Raw genomic sequence first — 23,587 nt, forward strand, 5'->3', positions numbered from 1 at the left:
AGTCCTTAGAGCTGCGTTAAGCGCTGCAGCATCTGGTCAGACGTTGTCACGGCTTTACTGTTGATCTCATAGGCGCGCTGAGTTTGGATCATATTGACCAACTCTTCGGCCACATTGACGTTCGAGGTTTCAACATAGCCTTGATACAGCATGCCAGCACCGTTCAGGCCAGGCGTGCTTTCGGTCGGTGCGCCAGAGCTTTCTGTTTCTTGATACAGATTTTCACCCACGCTTTCCAAACCCGCATCGTTGATAAAGGTGGTTAGCGTCAGCTGCCCAACCTGCGTGGTCGCGGTTTGGCCTTGCTGATTCACGCTCACAATACCGTCACGGCCGATGGTCAGCTTGGTGGCGTTAGCAGGGATAGTGATCGCGGGAACCACTTGGAAACCACTCGAGGTTACCAACTGACCATTTTGGTCAACCTGAAATGATCCATCACGGGTATAGGCCAGCGTGCCGTCCGGCTGCTGGACTTGGAAGAAACCTTGGCCTTTGATTGCAACGTCGCGGCTGTTGTCGGTTTGCGACAGGTTGCCTTGGCTATGCAAGCGCTCGGTGGCAACAGGACGCACACCGGTACCAATCTGTAAACCCGATGGCAGCGTAGTTTGCTCGGAAGATTGTGCTCCCGGCTGACGCAGCGTTTGGTACATCAGATCTTCAAATACCGCACGTTGGCGTTTAAAGCCGTTGGTGCTGACGTTCGCCAAGTTGTTGGCGATAACGTCCATGTTAGTTTGCTGGGCTTCAAGCCCGGTTTTTGCGATGTACAGTGAACGGATCATTCAAACACTCCTACAGTTATTCAAATCGCGCAGCGGCTATTAACTCAATGACAACAGCTGGTTGGCTTTTTGTTCGTTGTCATCCACGCTGCGAATGACCTTCATCTGCATTTCAAAACGACGGGCGTTGGCGATCATATCGACCATGGTATCCACCGGTTTAACGTTGCTTCCTTCCAACACGCCGGGCATCAGGCGAACCTCAGGGTCGAGCGTCAGCGTGGCACCGCGTTGCTGCTGTGCTTCAGCCGTGAGATGAAACAGGCCGTCGTCACCGTGCTGAACTTCCTGCGCCGTGGCTTTCACCAGCTTCAAACGCCCGACCTGAGTCGTGGTGTTCGGCTGGTCGCCCGCGCCGAGCGCGGTGATGGTGCCGTCTGCCGCAATAGTGACTTCCGCGCGATCGGGGATTGCGATCGGGCCGTTATCGCCTATCACTAAGTTGCCCTGCGAGGTCAGCTGCCCTGCGGTGTTAATCTGTAAACTACCGTTGCGGGTATAGGCTTCCGTACCGTCGGCATTACGCACCGCCAGCCAGCCATCCTGCTGCAAAGCCACGTCCAGAGGGCGCTCGGTGTAGTCCAGCTTGCCCATGCTCATGTCGTGCATCGGCGTTGACGCAGCGACCAGCGTGCGGGTTTCAATGCTATCGCCTTCTACCGGCACCGCGCGTAGCGCTGCCAACTGAGCACGAAAGCCGGGCGTGCTGGCGTTCGCCATGTTGTTGGCGGTAATTGACTGCTGTTCGAGGGTTTGGCTTGCGGCCCCCATCGCGGTATAAATCGCGTGATCCATAGCATCTGCCTGTTACCTCTGAGCGCAGCGAGTTTCCTCTGCGCCCAGAAGATGTGGGTAAGTGATAATTAACGCAGGTTAACCAGCGTTTGCAGGATCTGATCCTGCGTTTTGATGGTCTGCGCGTTGGACTGGTAGTTACGCTGGGCAACAATCATGTTGACCAGTTCTTTACTCAGATCGACGTTTGACGCCTCTACCGCCCCGCTGGTCAATGCGCCCAAGCCGCTTGCGCCGGGAACACCCACAATCGCCTGACCGGAAGTCGCGCTCTCTTTCCACATGTTGTTGCCCTCAGACTGTAGGCCTTCTGGGTTGGCAAAGTTGGCCATCACAATCTGGGCAAGCAGCTGAGTTTGCTGGTTGGAGTAGGTACCGGTGATGGTGCCGTCGTCGTTAATCTGATAGCCGGTCATCTCACCAGCCGCATAGCCGTCTTGGCTCTTGGCGGTCACACCGTCTTTACCGGTGTTTTGCTGCATGGAGCCGGTGAAGGTCAGATTGAAGTTTTGCGCTGGCGCACCGTTATTAGCCGCCATGTTCAGCGCTAAAGGCGTGCCAGAATTTTGCAGCGTACCGTTTTGGTCAAACTCTAACTTACCTGCATTTTGTGGTGCCGCACCCGTTGCAGCCGCGCTGTCCACGCTGTACACCGTCCACGGCGTGACGGTGCCCGTTGCAGGTGGCGTCGCTGCTGTAGGTGTGCCCTTCACAAAATAGAGATTCATGTTGTGGGAGTTACCCAGCGAATCGTAGGTGGTGATGGAGGTGGCGTAGGTATAGGAATCAACGTCATCCACTTTGAACGGGGTATTCTTAGGTGCGTCATGCGCCGAATTCAGGTTCATGCTCATGTTGCCTGAGCTACTGGCCTTGGCGGGCATCATGCCGGTTGGGATCTGAATCGCTGAAGGCTGCGCACCCTGCTGAATGGTTGGCGGTGAGCCCGCAGCCGGATAACCGGTCAGGAATACGCCCTGCGCATTGGTCAGGAAGTTGTCCTGGTTTTTGGTGAACTGTCCATTACGTGAGTAATACACGCCACCGTTGGCATCTTGCATGCGGAAGAAACCGTTACCGCTGATAGCCACATCCAAACCACGGTTGGTGGTGGTGGTGATACCGTCGGTGAAGTCCTGCTGCACGCTGGCGACTTTTACGCCTAGACCCACTTTAGAGCCGGCAAACATATCGGCAAAGGTTACCGAGCCGGATTTAAACCCTACGGTTTGCGAGTTGGCGATGTTGTTGCCGATAACGTCGAGGTTACTGGCGGCGGCGTTTAATCCGCTGACTGCTTGGTTGAATCCCATGTGAGGTCCTGTATCTGAAGGTCAAAATAAGCGATTAGAAAAATCCGTCAGCGCTACAAAATCTGGCGCACGTCATCAAGCGAAGCCGTGCCCGCCATACCAAGCTCCAGCAACGCGCCATTACCGTTTTTGGTTACGCCGTTAACCATGCCAAAGTGCAGCGGCTGAACCACCATCGGCTGGCCTTGATTGGTTGCGCTAACGCTGAAGGTGTACGCACCGTTTGGCACATTGGTGCCGTCGGTTTGGGTACCATCCCAGGTGTAGCTGTGAACCCCAGCGGTTTGGGTGCCCAAATCAATTTGCTTAACGACCACGCCGTTGGCATCGCTGATGCTAACCACAACGCTTTGCGCGCCACTTTCTAGCTCAAACCCAAACGGTGTAGTGCTGGTGGTGGTATCGCCTTCGTTTTTGCCAGCCAAAATATTTTTGCCTGGGATCATCACGCCATGACCAATCAGGCTGCTGGCCTGTAAAGACTGGTTGCTATTGATCTGGCCGGAAATAGAACCCAGCGTGGTATTGAGTTTTTCAATGCCGCTGACGGTGTTGATCTGCGCCAGTTGGCTGGTTAGCTCATTGTTTTGTAGCGGATTGGTAGGGTCCTGATTCTTTAGCTGCGCAACCAAAAGCGTCAGGAAGCTGTTGCTTAAGTCCTGACTGTTTTGGCTGGTTAGCCCATTGCTGCTGTTGGTTTTGTTGGTTGCGCTGGAAATATCAACCGGATCATTTAGCGAGACAGAAACTGCCATAGCGCCTCCTGTTATTGACCAAGCGTTAATGTTTTCATCATTAACGATTTGGTGGTGTTGAGAACTTCGACGTTGGCCTGATAGCTGCGTGAGGCGGCGATGGAGTTCACCATTTCCCCCACCACGTCGACGTTAGGCATCCGCACATACCCTTTGGCATCGGCTAACGGATTACCCGGTTGGTACACCAAACGCTCTGGCGACGGATCGTCCACCAGCTGCGAGACTTTCACTCCGCCGGTTTCCTGCCCTGGCGCAGCCTGAACTTCAAATACCACCTGCTTGGCGCGGTAGGGTTCGCCGTCAGGTCCGGTAACGCTGTCGGCGTTAGCCATGTTGCTGGCCGCCACGTTCATACGCTGCGACTGAGCCGCTAGCGCCGAACCGGAAATATTAAAAATGTTGAGCATCGACATGGTCGTTATCCTTGTTGCAACACAGACATCATGCTTTTGATCTGCCCGCTGATAACGGTGAGATCGGTTTGGTAACGCAGACTGTTATCAGCAAACTCGGTACGTTCACGATCCATATCTACGGTATTGCCATCCAGCGAAGGCTGATCGGGCACGCGGTAAAGCATGTCCAGTTCAGGTGGCTGGAAATTCTGGGCTGGGATATGACGGCTGGAAGTGGTGGTGAGGGAAACACCACTGCCGTTCACTCGGCCTTGTTCAATGGCTCGCGTGAGCTGTGATGAAAAATCAATATCTCTGGCTTGAAAACCAGGGGTATCAGCATTGGCGATATTGGCAGCCAGGATTTCCTGACGCTGTGCGCGTAGGTTTAAAGCTTCTTGCTGAAAACGTAACGCAGCATCCAGTTTATCGAGCATACCTTCTCCGCTAAGTGGTTTAGGACGCGCTGCCGCCGCATACAACGGGCCAGCAGATCGTCAAGAATGACAATTTGGAGTGGATAGCATAGACGTGGGTGAATACAGACGATGGGAGGAATAAGCGCATAATGCGGCGCTATTTGTGGCCTTTATTTTGCGGTGAAGACGTTAGACTAAGGAACTTAAGTTATCCGAATGCCGTCATCATCGCCCGCGGAGGCCATATGCGTTTTGGCTCATTGAAGCCGCTGTTCATTCTGAATGCCGCCCTATTAGGGGGTTTATTCTTGCCAGCCGCTCAGGCGGCATCGGCGCTTGAAGAGGGGTTGCACCAATTTTTTAGCCAGCAATACAGCGCTGAGAATCAGCAGGTCAACGTTAATATTCGATCCCCGCAGTCACAGTGGCCAAAGTGTGAGATGCCACAGTTTTCCATGCCCTCTTCGGCGCGTCGCTGGGGAGTCGTGAGCGTGCTTGCCCAATGTCCGCAGGATAAACGCTATTTGCAGGTTGAGGTTCAAGTCACGGGAGAATACCCCGTTGCTCAGTCGCCGCTCACTCGCGGTCAGCATATCAGCCCGGCTGATTTCAAAATGACACAGGGCCGTTTGGATAAGCTCCCGGCAGGCAGCATTATGGAAATAAGCCAGCTCGATAGTGCGGTATTAACGCGTGATTTAGCCGCAGGTCAAACGGTCACCGCGTCAATGATACGCCGTTCGTGGATAATCAAAGCGGGCCAGTCGGTGCAGATTTTGGCTCAGGGAGACGGCTTCAACGTCACCAGCGAAGGGAAAGCGCTCAACAATGCGGCCATCGCCGACAGCGTTCGAGTACGCTTAGCATCAGGGCAAATTATCACCGGCAAGGCCACCGAGCAGGGTTCAATAACGCTGCTAATGTGATTATTTCAGCCAATGACCGCGTTTTTTTGGTGTTTTTTGAAAAAAAAGTGCAATAAATCGATCGAAACAAGCAATTATGACTAAAGTTATTGGCTGCCGGGCCGATGGTACAAACAGAGAAAAACACGTTGTCGCTGTGTTTAATGACAGAACAGGCTAGCGCCAACTAACCAGTGAGATAATGACAATGAGCATAGATCGCACCCATTCGCTGAGCGGTGTAACTCCGATTCAGCCAAGAGAAGCATCCGAAATTCAGCAACAAAAACGCAAAGAGGCGACCAGCCAACCTGCGGTTGACGGCGCACAGGTTAAATTAAGCGATGCGCAATCACGCTTGATGCAGCCTAACGGCCAAGATATCAACGTGGAACGCGTTGAAGCATTGAAGCTGGCTATCCGTAACGGCGAGTTGAGCATGGATACCGGTAAAATTGCCGACGCGCTGTTGCAGGACACCCACGATTTACTGAAATCAAACGACTGACAGGTAGTCATCTATGCCCGGAACGTTAGACGTGCTGCAACACATGTTGGACACCCTGAAAACGCTTGAAGTTGAGCTTGAAAACGAACAGTCACTATTGTGTGCCGGTCGTGTAGACGCAGTGCGTTTGCAGGCCGCCACCTTAGAAAAAGAGAATCTGCTCGCCACGCTTCGCCATCAGGAACAGCATCGTCATAATACCGGCGATCAAGCCCCCTATTCAGAAGATGCCGAACTTTCAACGCTGTGGCAAAGCATCATGGATCTCACTAAGAGATTACACGATATGAACCAGCACAACGGCATGCTGCTCAACCAACATCTCACCCGCAATCAAGGCGCACTCGATACGCTGAAAAGCCGCCATGGGCAATCGCTGTATGGCCCCGATGGACAGGCGCAAAGCGGGATGATTACGGGCAGGAAGTTGAGTATTTAAAGAAAACTAGGGGGCTTACCCCCTAGAGCAAATCTATTTCTGCCACATAGGTACAAGCAAGCTAGGTGACAAATTCAACCTGCGTCGAATCAGTACCTTAGAGTTTGTAGTGCGCAAAAACTTATTATCATGCAACGTTCTAAATGGGCTAATTTCTTGCTCAGAGCTCATTTCTCTCGCTATCGATTTTGCACATACAGGATCTTCATTTAGCTTAATATTCGCCTGCGCCGGGCTCTTCTTTAAAATAGAAACCGGTGCCGACGGCTGCTCTGATTTACAGAGTAAGATCGTATTTAACGGACGCTGTACATTATTACTCGTGTTCAAAAAAACCTCCTTTAGTGTTAATTCATCCAATCAGCATTGGTTACTTCCTGCAACTCGTCACACTCGTCATCAATCATTCGTTTTAAATATTCGAAGTAAAAATCAGCTTTTTTATTACCGCTAATAACGATATCGCCAGTACGCCGACTGCGTACTAATTTCATCGATTCTGAAGTATCGTCGTAGCCAAACTCTTGCGTGATAGTATTGATTGCTGAGCTAACTGAACCATTCATTTGCGCGCTTTTCTCCGAAACGGAATATAACGCTTTAGAGTAATTATTTAGCTGATTCTGCACATTTTTATGGTCGAGATAAAATTCCTTCAGAACAGGTACGTTACTTTTTCGCGCCACGTTAAATACCACTAACGGCGTTCTGTTATAACAATTGGCATCAATGTTGTAGTACGGCGCAATTCCTTTTAAGAAATCAGATAGCTCCAGAAAAGCAGAGGTCCTATCGCCCGATAAACGATCAAGCATAAGCCTCTCAGGAGTTACAAGAGATTCTAGCGGTTTAAACTCAAAAACCGTTGTTAAAGACTCAGCAAATCTAACCTTAGGTTTAGCATCTGGCACACTATATTCGTGCTTTGTTCGGCAACAGCCATCCATAGCATTATCTTGATAAGAATGCGTTGACCGCTGATAGCCGTCCATTGAATCATTATCATAAGAATGAGTTGGGCGCTGGTAGCTTCCAGACGATTCTTCAGACAGCAACAACGGATAATCATATTGCTCAAAACTGTCGCTATTCATATTACTGAATATATTTTCTTCAGTTAAAACAGGGACAGAATCATCAGAAGATAACGTACATAGCGAAGGACAGTTTGATTCACTGTTTTCTTCTTCGGCTATCGTTGATAAACAACCCGTTCCTGACACAGCACTCCCACCAGACATGGTGCTGATACTCAAGATAGAACGGTGATGACCATTAGCCAGAACTACACTGTGTTCATTGCTTGGTTGTACTTTGATATTATCAGGCAGCGAATTCGTTGTTATCGATAACGGTTTTTCATCCAAAGGTACTGATACAATCTTACATGCTGTATTTTGGCTTAAGACCACGTGTCTTAGCGGCTTATTTTCTAAGCTACCACTATGGTTCTTATTTTCACGCGCATGATAGGCAGTTGGGGATAAGGTACATCTCTCAATGATCCGAGTATTAGCCATATCTTTCGTGGCTGGAAAAATCGAGTTTGCTTCACGTTTGACACTGATTTTTTTACCACTGTTCAGCAATGCTGCAATACGATCGCCCGCAGCGCTAGTGGTCGCAACAGGCTGCATCGTATTGGTTATTACGTTACCTGATGGTATGAGTCGTCTTTGATGTACCGTCATATCTTATCCCCTTGGCTTGAGGGGCAAAGAATACCGTTTCAGCATCGGAGAACCTAGTCAGGCAAAATCCCTAAATATTCCCCCTAACGATAATTCACAATCACCTGCTGACTCACCACGCGCACCGGTGGGTAAATTACGCCCTTACCGGGGATCTGTAGCGTCATCGTTAGCGGGGATGCGGCGGATTCGCCTTGCAGCGCAGGGCTTTGCCCATTGGCGCTGTCTAGCCAAAAGCAGCGTTGCGGGGAGCAAAGCTGTACCGCTAATCCTGCTGGCGCAGGATTGAGCAGTTGATAGCGCCAAACCACATCTTGGATCGTTGCTCCGGCTGGAATTCCCACCGTAGGACTTAACGGGCGTGACGTGACGCTCACGCCTTTATGGCTGAGCGTTGCACCCGTGCTGTCCGCCGACCAACTGCCGCCAGCGGCGCTGGCAGAGCAGGAAATTGTCATCAGAAGTGTGAGTGAAATGGCGCGTTTCATTAGGCAGAACCAATGGTTGAGGTCATACGTATCTGGCGGTTGTCGCTGATTTCCATGTTCGACAATACCACCAGCTGCGGCAACGAGCGGTGTAGGAAGCGCGCTAGCAGCGGGCGCAGCGCGTGGTTGACCAGCAACACCGGCGGTGCGCCGAGCAATTCCTGACGCTGTAATGCCTGCTGCGCCTGCTCTAACAGGCGATCGGCTAAACCAGGTTCTAAGCCGCCACCGCCTTGTAGTGCCTGCAATAACAAGCGCTCAAGCGATGTGTCCAGACCAATGACCTGAATCTCGCCTTCGCCGGGGAACCACTGTTGGGTAATCGCACGGCCAAGCGCCACGCGGATCACCGACGTCAACTCATAAGGATCGCTTTGCGTCGGCGCATGTTCAGACAGCGTTTCAATGATCGTGCGCATATCGCGAATCGAGACTTTTTCCGCCAGCAGATTTTGCAGAACTTTGTGCAACGTCGTGAGGGTGACGGTGCCCGGAATCAGATCGTCGGTCAGCTTAGGCATTTCCTGCGTAACACGTTCCAACAGCTGCTGGGCTTCTTGGCGACCAAACAGCTCGCTGGCGTGATTTCCAACCAAGTGGTTGAGATGGGTTGCCACTACCGTGCTGGCTTCTACTACGGTGAAACCTTGGATCTGCGCCTGTTCACGCAGGGCGTTATCAATCCAAATAGCAGGAAGCCCAAACGCCGGATCGACCGTGGCTTCGCCTTCTAAGGTTCCCGCCGCACTGCCCGGATTAATCGCCAACCAGCGGCCCGGGTGTGCCTCACCGCGTCCCGCTTCAATCCCTTTGAGCAAAATACGGTAACCAGACGGGCTTAGCTCCAGATTGTCGCGGATATGTACCACCGGCGGTAAAAAGCCCATGGTTTGTGCAAACTTCTTACGAATGCTGCGGATGCGCCCGAGCAATTCGCCGTTTTGTTGGAAATCGACCATTGGAATAAGGCGATACCCCACCTCCAGACCCAGCGGATCTTCAAGCTGAACGTCTTCCCACGTGGCTTCAACCACCGGTGGCGCTTCAGGAATAGCTTGTTCAGCCTGCGAAGGTGCCGCGCGCCCTTCTCGCTTGCTGATCCAATAGGCAATACCCAGCAATGCGGCGGTGAACAGCAGAAACACCAGATTTGGCATTCCCGGAACGAGGCCAAGTAGACCCAACACCGAAGCACTTAAAATCATGACGCGTGGATTGCTAAACAGCTGGGTGACCATCTGCTCGCCAACGTCTTGATCGGTACTGACGCGGGTCACGATAACACCCGCTGCGGTGGAGATGACCAGCGCAGGGATCTGCGCAACCAGCCCGTCACCGATAGTCAGCAAGGTGTAGGTTTCAGCCGCTTGCCCAACCGGCATACCGTGCTGAATAACCCCCACCAGCAGCCCGCCGACCACGTTGAGCGCCATGATCATCAAGCCCGCAACCGCATCACCGCGCACAAATTTACTCGCACCGTCCATGGAGCCGTAGAAGTCGGCTTCCTGCGTCACTTCGGAGCGGCGTTTTTTCGCTTCATCTTCACCAATCAAACCGGCGTTGAGATCGGCATCAATCGCCATCTGTTTACCCGGCATGCCATCTAAAACAAAGCGAGCCCCAACTTCAGCAATACGCCCCGCACCCTTGGTGATAACCATGAAGTTGATCAGCACCAAAATGATGAAGACCACGATGCCAATGGCAAAGTTACCGCCTACTAAGAAGTGACCAAAAGCTTCGATAACCCGCCCCGCTGCGGCACCACCGGTATGCCCATCCAGCAAGATAACGCGCGTTGATGCCACGTTGAGCGAGAGTCGCAGTAAGGTGGAAAACAGCAGGATGGTGGGGAACGCCGCAAACTCCAGCGTACGCTGGGTAAACATGGCTACCAGCAGCACCATGATCGACAGCGCGATATTGAAGGTAAACAATAAATCTAGAATGAATGGCGGCAGCGGTAGCACCATCATGGACAGGATCATTAGGATCAGGATCGGGCCAGCCAGCACCTTCCACTGCGATCCATTCATTCCCTGTATGCGTAATAACGCAGCCAAATTACTCATCGGTGGTCTTTTCTCCGGCAAAATCCAGTGCTTCCGGCACTGGCAAGTTTTGTGGTTTCTTCGGTGCTAAGCCGCCCTCTTTCTGCCAACGTTTTAGCTGGTAGACCCACGCTAAAACCTCGGCAACCGCGGCGTAAAGCGTGGCGGGAATATGGTGTCCAATCTCGCTGTGTTTATAGAGCGCACGGGCGAGCGGCGGTGCTTCTAGCTGAGGAATTCGATGTTGATTGCCCAATTCTTTAATGCGTAGCGCAATCTCTCCGGCCCCTTTCGCTAATACTTTGGGCGCGCTCATTTTGTTTTCCTGATACTGCAAGGCCACCGCATAGTGCGTCGGGTTGGTCACAATCACATCGGCCTTAGGCACATCGCTCATCATACGGCGACGCGCGGCAGCACGTTGCTGCTGGCGAATGCGTCCCTTGACGTGGGGATCGCCTTCTTGTTCTTTAAACTCGTCTTTGATTTCCTGCTTGGTCATTTTGAGTTTGCTGATGTTGCTCCAAATCTGGTAGAAGACGTCGAACGCCACCATCGGCACCAAGCCCAATACAATCAACAACCCGCACATGCCAATCAGATGCAGCGCATCGCCCATCGCATCAAGGGGCGACTCTACAATGAGCGCCAACATTTGCCCCCAGTAATGCCAGATAAACCAGCCGGCAACCCAGCTAACCAGCACCACCTTCAGCACGCCTTTCAATAACTCCGCTAAGGCCTGACTGGAAAACAAACGCTTTAACCCTGACAGCAGGCTCATCTTGCTTAAATCAAACTTGATCGATCCCGGATTAAAGAAAAAGCCGCCGATCAACATCGGCGCGGCCCAGCCGACCATCATCAGGCCGAGCAAAACAGGCATGAGCGCCGTTACGGCCTGCTGCAATAAATTACCAAGCTGGCGCAGCATCTGTTTGTCATTGCTAATGAGTAACTGGTCAAACTGTAAACCCTGCGAAATCATCGCCGAAAGCTGGCGAGCCAAATGCTCTCCGCCGATCAACAGAATAGAAATACCCGCCGCCAGCATCAGCATCGAGGTGAGCTCACGCGAACGCGGTACTTGTCCCTTCTCACGCGCTTTTTCAAGCTTATGGGATGTGGGGTCTTCTGTTTTTTCTAGATCGCTATCTTCTGACACCGCGCAATCCCAAGGCTTTTGCTAAAGATGAAAATTAGTCAGTGCATAGGATGACAGATGAGAAAAAAAGCCATGGCGAGAATAAAGGGGGGAAATTTAGGTTTATTGCGGGATCGTTTGGGGTTACTCCTCCCCTTGTTCGGGGAGGAGATAAAACGCAGGAGGCACCGTGCGAGAGGTTAGCAATCAACCACTTTGGTTAAATCGCTCTTATCTGCATCTGCGCTGTCTTGAGCAAAGAAATCCAAGTTGAAATAGGTGTCTTCGGTTAGCAGCTCGACTTTATGCCAGTACTGCGGCGGCGAAACGCCGAACTGTCCAGCATTGATAGTGACTTCAATCTCTGGAGTTTGTGCCTGTTCGTTGGCAAAACCATAATATTTGACCGCGCCCTGCATCACGGAGAGCCGGCCATACACGCCGGCTTTGGTGTTGTGGTGGCTTAGCAGCGCCGCAGGTACAGTCTGGCGATTGAAGAACGGTGTGCTACGAGTTACATGATAGTTTGCTGGGATCTTGAACATAGTCTTCACCTTTTCACTTTATATTGAGAGCTGACGCAGCAGCGCCAAGCCTTGCATTTGTGCGGTGCCGCCCGCGATATAACCCACTAATTTTTCGTCGCGATAAGCTTTTGCCAATAGGCTGTTGGCATCCTGTTCTATCTGCCAATCAATGTCGGCAGCCCGTGTTTCCCCCGCTAGCTGTAGCGGGAAACGCGGCGTTTTTACATTAACCGGCATCACCGGCAGCGTGACGTGAGTCGGTTCACCCGCGATCGTTTTTGCCAACGCCGCGGCACACTGCGAAATCGGCTGTAAGAACGGCCATAAGCGACCCTCGATCTGCGCCACATCACCCAAGGCGTAAATATAGGGATCGGAGGTGCGAAGCTGGTTATCAACCACGATGCCTCGTTCGACGTTCAGCCCCGCCTGTGCAGCAAGCTCGCTGTTAGGGCGTAGCCCCGCGGCGCAAATAACATGGTCGAATTCGCGAGCTTCTCCGTGGGTGAAAGTAGCCCGAACGCCGTGAGGCAGACGCTGTAGCATCTCCAACGTATTGTTTAGCAACAGCTCACAAGATAGCGCCTGTAACGTTTCTGCCAGTCGCTGCGCGGCAAACTCAGGCAAAAGGCTCGCCAGAAGCTGTGCGGAAGGATCGCATACGCTGACCTGTTTGCCCGCAATCGCAAGATCGTGCGCAATTTCAGTGCCGATCAAACCGCCGCCGAGCACCAAAACTCGCTCGCCCTGCATCATTCGTTCACGCAGGTGGCGATACTCTTGCAGGCTATTGAGCGTTTTGATGTCATCACTCGCATCTCCCGCCACTGGCGGAACAAAAGCGCGAGCCCCCGTGGCTAAGACCAGTTTGCTGTAGGCTAAAGTGCGTCCATTGACCACAATCGTTTGTTCTGCGGGATGGATCGCCTCTACGCGCTGTTCGGTGAGCAGCATCATTTTCAGTTCTTGGCGCAGTTCCTGAGCCGTTTTGCGCGTCAGTTGCTCTGCGCTTTGTTGCTGGCTAAAGGCATGGCTTAGCTGTGGTTTGGCGTAATCCACGCCGTCATCGGCGCAGATCATCACTAACCCTGAGGTCGGCTGCAGACGGCGCAGGTTACGCGCCAGCTGCAGCCCGGCATGACCACTGCCAACAATAATGACAGGATGATTCTCAGCCATAATATGTTCCTCAGTCGGCAGGATAGAAGTCGTCTTTGCCCATCAGGCACACCGGGCAGAGGAAGCTGTCTGGCACGTCTTCCCATGCGGTACCTGCCGGAACCCCCTGATTTGGCTCACCGAGTTCAGGATCGTAAACCCATGAACAGGTGCGGCAGATCCATTTACCTGAAGAGGATTTTTCTGCGCCCGCACAGCTGCTGTCACAACATGCCGGAGCGCCAAGCTGACGGGCAAATTCAGCGCCGAAGGCTTCGCACTGAGCAACCGCGTCTTCGGTCGGTTTCCACTCTGCTTTGATGCCGCGCATCATCATGAATCCACAATCTTGCAGACGTGAAGAGATACGGTCGACGGCACCACCGCTCCAGCCGTGACTACCAAACGCCGCCGCGGCTTTGCCGGTAAAGCGCAGGCCCTGCATCTCTTCTAATAACCCTGCCACCTGCGGCAGCATTACGTTATTGACCGTTGGAGAACCGACTAAAATGCCCTTGGATTTGAACACTTCGGTCAGTACGTCATTCTTATCTGAGTTTGCCAGATTGAACTGTTTGACCACCACGCTAGGATCGGCCAGACGGATACCGCGAGCAATCGCCTCCGACATGGTGCGCGTGCCGTTCCACATGGTGTCGTAGATCAGGGTAATTTGGTTTTCCTGATAGCTGTCCGCCCATTTGAGATAGTTTTCAACGATCTGCGCCGGATTATCGCGCCAGATAATGCCGTGCGAAGTACAGATCATATCGAGCGGCAAGTTCAGTGATAATACTTCTTCAATCTTTTTCGTGACCAGTTTGCTGAACGGCGTCAGGATGTTGGCGTAATACTTGATGCATTCGTTATACAGTTCGTTTTGGTCAATTTCGTCGTTGAACAAACACGCACTGGCAAGATGCTGACCAAAAGCGTCGTTGCTAAACAGCAGCGCATCTTCCGTCATGTACGTCATCATGCTGTCTGGCCAATGCAGCATTGGCGCTTCAACGAAGACTAATTTTTTGCCGTTGCCGATATCAATAGAGTCACCGGTTTTTACCACGCGGAAATTCCAATCTTGGTGGTAATGACCTTTGATGGAGTTCACCCCATTGGCGGTGCAGTAAATTGGGGTGTTCGGAATTTTGGCCATCAGCGCAGGCAATGCGCCGCTGTGGTCGCTTTCTGCGTGGTTGGCAATGATGAAATCAATTTTGTCTAAATCGATTTCGCGCTCTAAATTCGCCACAAACTCGGCCGCGTAAGGCGTCCAGACGGTATCGATCAGAACATTCTTTTCTTCTTTAATCAGATAGCTGTTGTAGCTAGAGCCTTTGTGAGTCGAGTATTCGCTGCCGTGAAATTCGCGCAGTTCCCAGTCTTGTTTACCCACCCAGTAGACGTTGTTTTTTACCTGAATAGCCATGACCCACTCCTGATTCTTGTTCTTTTTTAAATATGCATTTCAAATGCGCTTTTGCAATTATAGTATTTAATATGCATTTTAAATGCAACTTAAAGGGTGCACTTTTTCTTGGGGTAACCCTTGAGGAGTATCCGCGAGTTTTAGCGGTGAAAACAAAAAACGCCAGCAAGATGCTGGCGTTCGAGTTGTGAGTTTAGGCTCTTATCTCATTAATATTTAAACTAAACCTTCTGGAACAGTCCCTCACCCAGATAGTGGTTTTTATCTTTCACTCCCGGCAGAACAAAGAAGTATCCACCGCCGATCGGTTTGATGTACTCCTCTAACGCTTCGCCGTTCAGGCGTTTTTGCACGGTAATAAAGCCTTTATCCAGATCGTGTTGATAGCACACAAACAACAATCCCATATCCAGTTGACCGGAGTTAGATACGCCCTGCGAATAGCTGTAGCCACGACGCATCATTAAGCTACTGTGCGTTTCTTTTGTTCGAGGGTTAGCCAGACGAATATGTGCATCCAGAGGGATCACTTTTCCTTCAGGATCCTGCGTGTAATCAGGCTCATCGTGTTCATGCGTCATGCCGAGTGGTGCACCGCTGGCTTTATCACGACCAAAAATGGTTTGCTGCTCTTGCAGCGGTGTGCGATCCCAAAACTCCACGCGGAAACGAATAATTCGTACCGCTTGATAGCTGCCGCCCACTGCCCATGCCGGTTCTTTTTGGTCAGCCCTGACCCACACGATGTCGTTCATCAGAGGCTTGTCGTCGGCGTTTGGGTTCGCCGTACCATCTTTAAAACCCAGAAGATTGATCGGCGTTTCTTTGCCATGGCTTTGCGCCGCATGGGTTGAGATAAAACCTTCTCGCCGCCAGCGCACGCTGAGTAAGTCGGGCGTGTATTTGATAATGTCGCGTAGCGCGTGGATCACGCTGTCGTTGCTGTTGCTGCAAATTTGTAGCAACAGGTCGCCGTGGCAAATCGCCGCGTCCAGCGAGTCATTAGGGAAACGCGTCATTTTTTGCAACTGAAGCGGCTTCAGCGCAGCCAAGCCGAAACGCTGATCGAACAGCGAATCCCCTACTGACACGGTAATCGTCAAATTATCAGGATAAATTTCTGGCCCCATGATGCCGGAGTCCATCGGTGGCAATTTGGCATCCGCGTGCGGCGCTTCACCGCCGTGCGTCAAAAAGGCAATCCGCCCGGTGAGCAATTTCATTAAGCGCTGTAAATCTTCAGCATTCGTCGCCAGCACGTCAAAGGCCACCAGCATGGCCGAAGCCTGCTGCGGCGTCAGTACGCCGGACTGATGTTCCCCATAGAAGGGCTGTTTCTGCCAGCGCGCATTCTCGGGGGATTTATCCGTCGCCAGCGGTTTGGTGCCGGTATCTGCTTTTACTGCTCCACCTAATACCAAGGCGCCGCTTAACGCGCCGGCGCCTAACAGTAAACGGCGGCGGGAAGGCATTTCTGCCTCCCCTGTCAGCCCGGTGATCGGGCATCCTTTACCACTCATTTCTCTAACCCCAGTATTTCGAATTCCAGTTTTGTGCAACTAGCGTTCTAAGCGCATCGAGGATCTTAATCGAGCCCTAACACACCGCGCAGCTGTGCCAAATCTTCTGCCAGCGCAGTGATCGGCCCTTTCATCGCATTGCGATCTGCGGTGGTGAGTTTTTCGTAAGACTCATAGCCGTCTTTGGTGCGGTATTTGTCTAAAATGGAATCGACTGTTTTAAAGTTGGCGTCAATTTTGGCGAGCAGCTGAGGATTCGCTTTTTCCAACATCGGACGCAGCAGATTCACAATCTTTTGCGCACCATCGACGTTGGCACGGAAATCCCACAGATCGGTGCGGCTGTAGCGATCTTCTTCACCGCTAATTTTGCTTGCCGCCACTTCTTCGATTAGACCTGCCGCGCCACCGACAACTTTGCTTGGGGCAAAGGTGAGCGTCGTCACGCGGGTTTGTAGTTCGAGCACGTCTTTCATCAGGCGATCCGCATAACCGTCCATTCCTTTGGTGGTTTTGTCACCAAACAACACTTTTTCTAGACGGTGGAAGCCGGTGAAATTAGGATCTTGAGCCTTTTGTTCGTAGTCGTCTTCACGCGCATCGATGCTGCCATCGAGATCGGAGAACAATTCTGCGATCGGTTCGATGCGCTCATAATGCTGACGCGTTGGGGCATAAAGTTTTTGTGCCGCTGCCAGATCGCCTTTTTTCACCGCATCGGTGAAGGCTTTAGTCTGCTCAACCAGCTGTTTAACTTCTTGCATGACATAAATTTTGTATTCTGCAATCGGTCCTACCAGCGCCATTGCGTCGGTCTTCGCCGCGGCTGTACCGTCAGCGGCTTGAACAATAATTTTTCCTTTCGGATTGCTGAGCAGCCCGCATGTCATATCGTATTCACCCGCTTCAAGGGTTGCCGTCATTTTTTGGGTGAACCCTGGGGCGATGTTTTCACGCTCTTCTACCACCATGACGCCTTTAAGGATTTCCCATTCCAGACCTTTTTGGCTGTTGTTATGCACGATGAACTGGGTTTTTCCGGCAGGAATAGTGAGCGTCATCGGCTCACACTGTTTGTCATTGACCGCGATTTTCACCTGCGGCAATGCGTCGGCGGCAAGCGCCGCGGTCGCAGGTAAAGTCAGTAAAGCCAAAGACAGCGCGGTGCGGCGAAAAGTCGTGCTAGACATAGAAATAACTCCCTGAAAAATAGGATAATAGTATTGAAAACTCATTAGCGTGAATGACCCGCTTTACCGTTCACCGCCGCAACATCTGCGCGCTGTGGCATGAAGAAGAAAATCAGTGCGGGGATCAGATACAGGAAATAGACCAACACTTCGCTCACCGAAGGTGCTTCTTGGTAGCCTAAAATGCCTTCTAAAAAGGTTCCTAACAGTGAATGGGTAGAAAGTACGTCGGTCAGATTGAAGGCGATATCTTGCAGATAATTCCATAGCCCAGCCTCATGGAAAGCGCGGATAGCGCCTGCGGCAAGGCCCGCGGCAACAAACAGAATGAAGAGGCTGGTCCATTTAAAGAACTTAGCCAAGTGCAGTTTTATCCCCCCCCAATAAATCATCATGCCGACGAGAATGGCGCAGACCAGCCCCAACACCGCGCCGATGGGCGCCTGAATGCCAACGTCTTGCTGGAATGCCGCCAATAGGAAGAAGACCGACTCTAGCCCCTCTCGCGCCACGGCGAAAAACACCATCGCCACCAGCGCCCAACCCTGCCCTTTACCTGCGCTGAGTGCGTTATCAATCGCCCCTTCGAGATGTGTTTTTACCGAGCGGGAAACTTTGCGCATCCAGAACACCATGTAGGTCAGAATGCATACCGCGACCACGGCAACCAGTCCTTCGAACAGTTCTTGCTGCTTTTGCGGGAATTCGCCGGTAGTTTCATTGATGAAGATACCCAATCCTAAACAGAGCGCAGCGGCAAGGATTACGCCAATCCAGACAACGCCCAACCACTGCGAACGCTGAGTTCTCTTTAAATAACTGGCGATAAGGCTGACGATCAGCGCTGCCTCAAGGCCTTCGCGGAACATGATGAGGAATGGAACAAACATGTTTTTCTCTCTTGCCTGCGCAGGTTGCGCATGTAAAGAACCGTAAAAATAATGATACCGATTATCATTACGGTTAATAAAAAAACAAGCGTTCACCTCATATTATTTGTGAATTAAAGTGTGGCCAGTTGTTACTTTCTGGTATTTGAAATGAAAATAACTCTTAAAAACAAAGCAATGAGTTTTTAAAGTAAAATTTTTTGTGGCATCAGAAAAATTATTCGAGTGAAGAAATAGGCATCCACACTATCGGAGAGTTATTCACGAAGAGTTATTCAATTTTTATCACCATAGGCATCGGTTCTTTTCACTATTTATCTGGGCTAGCTTGGTCTATTTTATAAAGCATACTTTATTTGAATATTCGAACATTCAATAAGATAAACGGATTCTGTTTGTTATTTAACCCGATTTATTGAGGAGAGAAGCATGAGTTTTTCAGTGGGTGATAGCGTACAAAAAACCAGCGGCGGCCCGCGTATGACGGTTGTCGCGGTGAGTGGCGATGAGATTACCTGTTCTTGGAATGAACTAGGAAACGAAAAACAGGAAAATATAGCGGCTTCCCATCTGGCGCTCTACCAAGAAGACGGTGATTTTGGCGTTTGCTAAATATCGCTGATATCTTCATCTCACCACACCAATGATTTAACGCCGCATTGATAATCAAAGCGGCGTTTTTTTATCAAAAAATATTATTTACTTTGGTGGCATTCCGCGATTTTTACTCACTGAGCTTTCATCATTTTAAGCCTTGATGGCTTAAGGCTATCTTAAGTTTGGCTCGCTAATCTGCCCCACAATAAAGCGGTTTTATTTATTACGCTTAATTCTTGGCCACTATTTCATCAAACATGGTCATTTAACGGTTTTGGGGAGCGTTTACCTTGCAGCGAAAGGCGTTGAGAGTCAGTTTTTTATCACTGACCATTATTTTGGCAGTTTACTTCACTCTCGTAGTTAACCTACCGATTCTACTGCATTTTTATCGGATACTGACTTCGTTAGATAACTATAAGCTCGGCTTTGCATTTTCAATTCCACTGGTGCTGATTGCCGCGCTGAACTTTGTTTTTACACCGTTCACGTTTAAGCCAATTTTCAAGCCTTTCTTTTGCCTCATTCTGGTGGTTAGCGCCTTTGCCAGCTATGCGCAATTGAAATACAAGATCATTTTCGATCGTTCAATGATTGAAAATATTTTTGAAACCAACCCCGCTGAAGCCTCGTCTTACTATAATTTCTCGGTGGTATTGTGGGTGCTGTTCACCGGCATTCTGCCCTGCGTGATATTAATGCGAACACAGATTATCTATGCGCACGGTTTTCTCGCCCGCTTTGGGCTGCGTTTAGTTTCTATGCTGGTCTCGCTTTTAATTATTGCCTTGGTCGCTAGCCTCTATTACCAAGACTACGCCTCCGTTGGGCGTAATAACCGCACGCTAAATTTGGAGATTGTGCCAACTAACTATCTCTATAGCGCTTCGCAATATATAAATCGCCGCTATCTGACCAAGCCGATTCCATTCCGTAAGATCGGTGACGATGCAAAACTAGTGCAAAAAACGGGCAGCAAACCAACGCTGGTCTTTTTAATCGTGGGTGAAACCGCTCGCCATCAAAACCAGCAGCTCCAGGGATATGCGCGCCCAACCAATCCTTATACCAGCCAAGAACCCGATCTGATTTATTTCTCTAAGGTCAGCTCATGCGGCACAGCGACCGCCGTTTCGGTGCCTTGTATGTTCTCGAATATGCCACGTACGCACTTTGACAATAACATTGCGCGCAACAGCGAAGGATTGATGGATATCCTGCAAAAAGCAGGCGTGTCTACTTACTGGAAAGACAATGATGAAGGCTGCAAAGGCGCCTGCGATCGCATTCCGACACAGATAGTGCCAACGAATAGCGACAAAAATCTTTGCGATGGAGAAACCTGCTACGACGCCGTGCTATTAAACGATTTGGATAAACTTATTCCGAATGACGGGAAAAATAAGACGCTAGCCTTTCATCTTATCGGCAGCCATGGTCCAACCTACTACAAACGCTATCCTAAAGAGTTTCGTTTCTTTGTACCGGACTGCCAGCGCAGCGATATTGAAAACTGCACCCAACAGGAATTAGTCAATACCTATGATAACACCATCAGGTATACCGATTATGTTGTCAGCCAGTTCATTCAACGGCTTAAGGGATATGAAAAAGACTATAACGTCGCACTGTATTATGTGTCTGATCACGGTGAATCGTTAGGCGAAGACGGTCTGTATTTGCATGGCACGCCTTATAAGTTTGCACCCGATGAGCAAACAAAAGTCCCAATGGAAATGTGGCTATCGGATGGTTTTGTTCAGGCCAATGGGATAGATCGTGATTGTGTCGCCAAGCTTGCCAAGACGAACGACTATTCACACGACAACCTGTTCCATACCATGCTGGCAATGATGAATGTACAAACCAAGGAATACGATCCTAGTTTGGATATCCTTAAAACCTGCCGGACAGTTAAACCGTGATGACACAATGAATAAGATGATTGTTATCACAATTTGAGCCATTAGCAGAGCCACGGATACATCGTGGCTTTTCTATTTGAATTAAATTACTCATAACAAATACACCACATCTCTGCTGTTAAATGAGCAGAGAAAAATCCGGCAACAAAACTTCCGCCATAATACCCTCGCCACTATAAGCAATTAATCTCCAGCGGAATAATTTCTTCCGCTGAATACCAGAGTGAATGAATACTCCCTCACTTCAAATTTGTTTTTATATTGTAAATTATTAGTTTAATTGAAAAAATAGATAATAAATGTAACAATTAAGGCATTCAGAGAATATACAGCTCTACTGTAATCTACAGATATCATTCTCCCACACGTTTTAATGTATGCGGTGAAATTATATTCTTACATTAACTCTAACCGACTAATGCGAACTCGCGATGGCTTTTAAATTCAGCTCAGACTTGAGAAAACAAATAACGGCGTTTATTGTCACTCTGCTTTTTTTCCCCATCGCTCGCAGTATCTCTCCGCATGCCGTTATCTATTACGAGAATGTTCATTTAGCCTATTTGCCCGTCAGTTTGGCGACGGCAATGATCCTGCTGTTTGGGCGAAACGTATTAATTCCGCTGACGGCCGCGTACTGTATCAGCTATCTGATGATCCCCTTCTTCACGCCCTCATCGGCAGTGGCGATGACCTTGAGTATCGTTATCCCTTTAGCTGGCTGTTCATGGATCGTTGAGATGATTTTGGGCAAACGCTGGCGCTATAACATCGGCAATAAAGGGATCGGCGTCCGTCTATTTTGGTTGGGATTAATAGCCCCCTTCTGGATGAAAGTCATGATTGTGGCTTCCGGCACGCTCATTGATGCACCCCCAACGCTCGAGCGCTACTTTAGTCTGAGTGCTGATATCTATACGCTAATTAATATTCAAAATCTGATCATCGCAGCGGTTATTTTTAGCGTTATATTCTATTACGGCATAAGAATGTTGCTAAATTGGCGCTATGCCCGAACCTTTTTCTTGTTTGACCTAAAGTCGGCCGTGAGCAATGAAGGTCGCCTAATCAATATCTGTTGGTTCGCGTTACTTGCTCTATTCTTGATTATATTTTGCCTACCCTTCAATACCGTATTGTTTTCAGGGTTTGTTGCCCCAGCCATATTTGTTCATTTCAACTACGGCATCAAACGTTTGAGCACCCGTTTGATTATTATGCTGTGGTCGTTTACCGCCCTTATGCTACTGACCTACAGCAAAAGCTTTTTACACATCGCCAATAATGCCTTTGAGCTGACCTTTATCTCCTCGGTATTTATCGCCTTCACCGTTTCTATTTTTTATCTGTCGATGATGTTTAAGAAAAGTGACTGGATGCAGAAAGTCTACGCGCTAATGGCATTAACCGATCCCATGACGAAGCTACCCAATTTGCGTGCGCTTGAGCACCATGTCCGCGCTCATCCGAAGGGCGTGCTATGTCATCTACATCTTTCAAGTCTTGAGCTACTGAGTCGCCATTATGGACTTCGCATGCGGATCCATTGTAAACAAAGCATTGCTACCATAATCAATAACCATCTGGGCAGCGGTGAGCATGTATATCAATTGCCTAGCTGCGATTTGCTCATTTTTCTGTGCGGTAGCGAATACGAGAATATTCCCCGCTTAAATGCACTCCGCCAGAAGCTTAAGGAATATCCGCTAAGCTGGAACAATATTCAGGTCGAACTGCACTATGGTTTATCTTATGGCGAATTCAATCGAGAGGCAGATAACCTTCACCGCTGTATTGGCCAGCTAAGTTATCTGTGTGAAAAAGCCTGCCAAGAGGATCGCCTGCTATGCCTCAATGAGGGGAATCAGGTCGTCGCGAGTCAGGTGTCAGACCGGGTCGTATTGCTGCAAAAAATCAAAAATGCCCTTAATGAAAATAACATCGTGCTGCATGCTCAGCCGATTGAGCATAAAAATGGTACCCGCTATTACGAGATTTTAGCGCGCCTAAAAGATAACAATGACATTATTACGCCAGATAAATTTATTCCTTTGATCGCAGAATTTAACCTTAGCCCACGCTTCGATCTGCTGATGGTAGAGAACGTAGTCAAATACATACGAGCGCAAAACCTAGATACGGAAGAAATATGTTTCTCCGTTAATCTGATGCCTCTATCGTTAATGCAGCACGGGATTGCCGAGCGCATTATTGCTATATTTGAGCAGCACCAAGTCCCCCCTTCCGCCGTTGTTTTTGAAGTAACCGAAGAGCAAGGCTTCATCAATGCGGCCGCTGCCCACCACTGCATCAGCACGCTACGCGACTATCATTTTCAAATTGCCATTGACGACTTTGGCACTGGATTTGCCAACTACGAGCGATTAAAAAAGTTGAATGCCGACATCATCAAAATTGATGGTTACTTCGTCAAAAACATTACTAGTAACCGCGTTGATCAGATGATCATTAAATCTATCTGCGAAATTGCCGGTGAGATGAAGCTAAAAGTCGTCGCGGAATATGTGGAAACACCAGAACAGCGCGATGTATTAATTACATTGGGCGTAGAGTATCTGCAGGGATACCTTTTAGGTAAACCGGAGCCTTTAGTTCTCGCGTAGCCAACGTATTGATTTATTTATGCAAGCGAG

General features: G+C 49.9%; 22 protein-coding genes. 6 read left to right on the top strand and 16 right to left on the bottom strand.

From position 1 onward, the window contains the following. Positions 1 to 5 precede the first annotated feature (5 nt). The 6 genes from flgG to flgB form a co-directional block, all read right to left on the bottom strand. On the bottom strand, positions 6 to 788 hold the full coding sequence (flgG, locus tag AB3Y96_RS13755; protein WP_004092136.1) for a flagellar basal-body rod protein FlgG: 783 nt from the start codon (positions 786 to 788) through the stop codon (positions 6 to 8). 39 nt (positions 789 to 827) lie between these two features. Continuing rightward, positions 828 to 1,583 (bottom strand): flagellar basal body rod protein FlgF, encoded by a 756-nt coding sequence (locus AB3Y96_RS13760; protein WP_072310142.1) that lies wholly within the window; start codon positions 1,581 to 1,583, stop codon positions 828 to 830. A gap of 68 nt (positions 1,584 to 1,651) precedes the next feature. Further along, positions 1,652 to 2,896, bottom strand: coding sequence for a flagellar hook protein FlgE (gene flgE, locus AB3Y96_RS13765; RefSeq protein ID WP_072310141.1), 1,245 nt, complete (start codon positions 2,894 to 2,896; stop codon positions 1,652 to 1,654). Between the two features lie 53 nt (positions 2,897 to 2,949). Further along, entirely contained in the window at positions 2,950 to 3,651 is a 702-nt protein-coding gene (gene flgD, locus AB3Y96_RS13770; RefSeq protein ID WP_025802292.1) for a flagellar hook assembly protein FlgD, read from the bottom strand. A gap of 11 nt (positions 3,652 to 3,662) precedes the next feature. Continuing rightward, the gene (gene flgC, locus AB3Y96_RS13775; RefSeq protein WP_025802294.1) at positions 3,663 to 4,067 is read right to left on the bottom strand and encodes a flagellar basal body rod protein FlgC; all 405 of its coding nucleotides are present in this window, start codon (positions 4,065 to 4,067) and stop codon (positions 3,663 to 3,665) included. A gap of 5 nt (positions 4,068 to 4,072) precedes the next feature. Next, positions 4,073 to 4,486, bottom strand: coding sequence for a flagellar basal body rod protein FlgB (gene flgB / locus AB3Y96_RS13780; protein ID WP_025802296.1), 414 nt, complete (start codon positions 4,484 to 4,486; stop codon positions 4,073 to 4,075). Between the two features lie 227 nt (positions 4,487 to 4,713). Here flgB and flgA point away from each other — a divergent pair, with 227 nt between their 5' ends. From flgA to AB3Y96_RS13795, 3 genes are all read left to right on the top strand, one after another. Then, positions 4,714 to 5,394, top strand: coding sequence for a flagellar basal body P-ring formation chaperone FlgA (gene flgA, locus AB3Y96_RS13785; RefSeq protein WP_367299445.1), 681 nt, complete (start codon positions 4,714 to 4,716; stop codon positions 5,392 to 5,394). A 187-nt stretch (positions 5,395 to 5,581) separates the two neighbouring features. Further along, entirely contained in the window at positions 5,582 to 5,881 is a 300-nt protein-coding gene (gene flgM, locus AB3Y96_RS13790; protein WP_072310139.1) for a flagellar biosynthesis anti-sigma factor FlgM, read from the top strand. Positions 5,882 to 5,894: 13 nt separating this feature from the next. Continuing rightward, positions 5,895 to 6,320, top strand: coding sequence for a flagella synthesis protein FlgN (locus AB3Y96_RS13795; RefSeq protein ID WP_072310138.1), 426 nt, complete (start codon positions 5,895 to 5,897; stop codon positions 6,318 to 6,320). Between the two features lie 347 nt (positions 6,321 to 6,667). On the opposite strand, the gene AB3Y96_RS13800 is transcribed toward AB3Y96_RS13795, so the two are convergent. From AB3Y96_RS13800 to efeU, 10 genes are all read right to left on the bottom strand, one after another. After that, complete coding sequence (locus tag AB3Y96_RS13800; protein WP_367299446.1) at positions 6,668 to 8,011, bottom strand: hypothetical protein; 1,344 nt, start codon at positions 8,009 to 8,011, stop codon at positions 6,668 to 6,670. Positions 8,012 to 8,094: 83 nt separating this feature from the next. Further along, a complete protein-coding gene (locus tag AB3Y96_RS13805) occupies positions 8,095 to 8,499 on the bottom strand; it encodes a flagellar protein FlhE (protein ID WP_072310137.1) in 405 nt (134 codons plus the stop codon). Continuing rightward, the gene (flhA, locus tag AB3Y96_RS13810) at positions 8,499 to 10,574 is read right to left on the bottom strand and encodes a flagellar biosynthesis protein FlhA (RefSeq protein ID WP_367299447.1); all 2,076 of its coding nucleotides are present in this window, start codon (positions 10,572 to 10,574) and stop codon (positions 8,499 to 8,501) included. Before flhA ends, AB3Y96_RS13805 begins: the two co-directional genes overlap by 1 nt. Then, positions 10,567 to 11,718 (bottom strand): flagellar biosynthesis protein FlhB, encoded by a 1,152-nt coding sequence (flhB, locus tag AB3Y96_RS13815; RefSeq protein WP_367299448.1) that lies wholly within the window; start codon positions 11,716 to 11,718, stop codon positions 10,567 to 10,569. The genes flhA and flhB overlap by 8 nt, the downstream gene beginning before the upstream one ends. A 179-nt stretch (positions 11,719 to 11,897) precedes the next feature. Continuing rightward, positions 11,898 to 12,242: a DUF1971 domain-containing protein gene (locus tag AB3Y96_RS13820; RefSeq protein ID WP_072310135.1), complete on the bottom strand. Its 345-nt coding sequence runs from the start codon at positions 12,240 to 12,242 to the stop codon at positions 11,898 to 11,900. Positions 12,243 to 12,260: 18 nt separating this feature from the next. Then, positions 12,261 to 13,403, bottom strand: a complete 1,143-nt coding sequence (gene norW, locus AB3Y96_RS13825; RefSeq protein ID WP_367299449.1) for an NADH:flavorubredoxin reductase NorW — start codon at positions 13,401 to 13,403, stop codon at positions 12,261 to 12,263. Between the two features lie 10 nt (positions 13,404 to 13,413). Further along, the gene (gene norV, locus AB3Y96_RS13830) at positions 13,414 to 14,811 is read right to left on the bottom strand and encodes an anaerobic nitric oxide reductase flavorubredoxin (protein WP_367299450.1); all 1,398 of its coding nucleotides are present in this window, start codon (positions 14,809 to 14,811) and stop codon (positions 13,414 to 13,416) included. Positions 14,812 to 15,032: 221 nt separating this feature from the next. Beyond that, positions 15,033 to 16,331 carry an iron uptake transporter deferrochelatase/peroxidase subunit gene (gene efeB, locus AB3Y96_RS13835; RefSeq protein WP_367299451.1) on the bottom strand — a complete coding sequence of 433 codons (1,299 nt, stop codon included), beginning with the start codon at positions 16,329 to 16,331 and terminating at the stop codon, positions 15,033 to 15,035. 65 nt (positions 16,332 to 16,396) lie between these two features. After that, complete coding sequence (gene efeO / locus AB3Y96_RS13840) at positions 16,397 to 17,521, bottom strand: iron uptake system protein EfeO (RefSeq protein ID WP_367299452.1); 1,125 nt, start codon at positions 17,519 to 17,521, stop codon at positions 16,397 to 16,399. Between the two features lie 44 nt (positions 17,522 to 17,565). Next, positions 17,566 to 18,411 (bottom strand): iron uptake transporter permease EfeU, encoded by an 846-nt coding sequence (gene efeU, locus AB3Y96_RS13845; protein ID WP_367299453.1) that lies wholly within the window; start codon positions 18,409 to 18,411, stop codon positions 17,566 to 17,568. Positions 18,412 to 18,840: 429 nt separating this feature from the next. Here efeU and AB3Y96_RS13850 point away from each other — a divergent pair, with 429 nt between their 5' ends. The 3 genes from AB3Y96_RS13850 to AB3Y96_RS13860 all read left to right on the top strand — a co-directional run bounded on the left by AB3Y96_RS13850 (position 18,841) and on the right by AB3Y96_RS13860 (position 23,557). Next, positions 18,841 to 19,023, top strand: a complete 183-nt coding sequence (locus AB3Y96_RS13850) for a YodC family protein (RefSeq protein WP_367299454.1) — start codon at positions 18,841 to 18,843, stop codon at positions 19,021 to 19,023. A gap of 275 nt (positions 19,024 to 19,298) precedes the next feature. Next, positions 19,299 to 20,933, top strand: coding sequence for a phosphoethanolamine transferase (locus tag AB3Y96_RS13855; RefSeq protein ID WP_367299455.1), 1,635 nt, complete (start codon positions 19,299 to 19,301; stop codon positions 20,931 to 20,933). 431 nt (positions 20,934 to 21,364) lie between these two features. After that, positions 21,365 to 23,557 carry an EAL domain-containing protein gene (locus AB3Y96_RS13860; RefSeq protein WP_367299456.1) on the top strand — a complete coding sequence of 731 codons (2,193 nt, stop codon included), beginning with the start codon at positions 21,365 to 21,367 and terminating at the stop codon, positions 23,555 to 23,557. The last annotated feature ends 30 nt before the right edge of the window (positions 23,558 to 23,587 follow it).

It is taken from the genome of Hafnia alvei (genome assembly GCF_964063325.1).
Classification (GTDB): domain Bacteria; phylum Pseudomonadota; class Gammaproteobacteria; order Enterobacterales; family Enterobacteriaceae; genus Hafnia; species Hafnia alvei_B.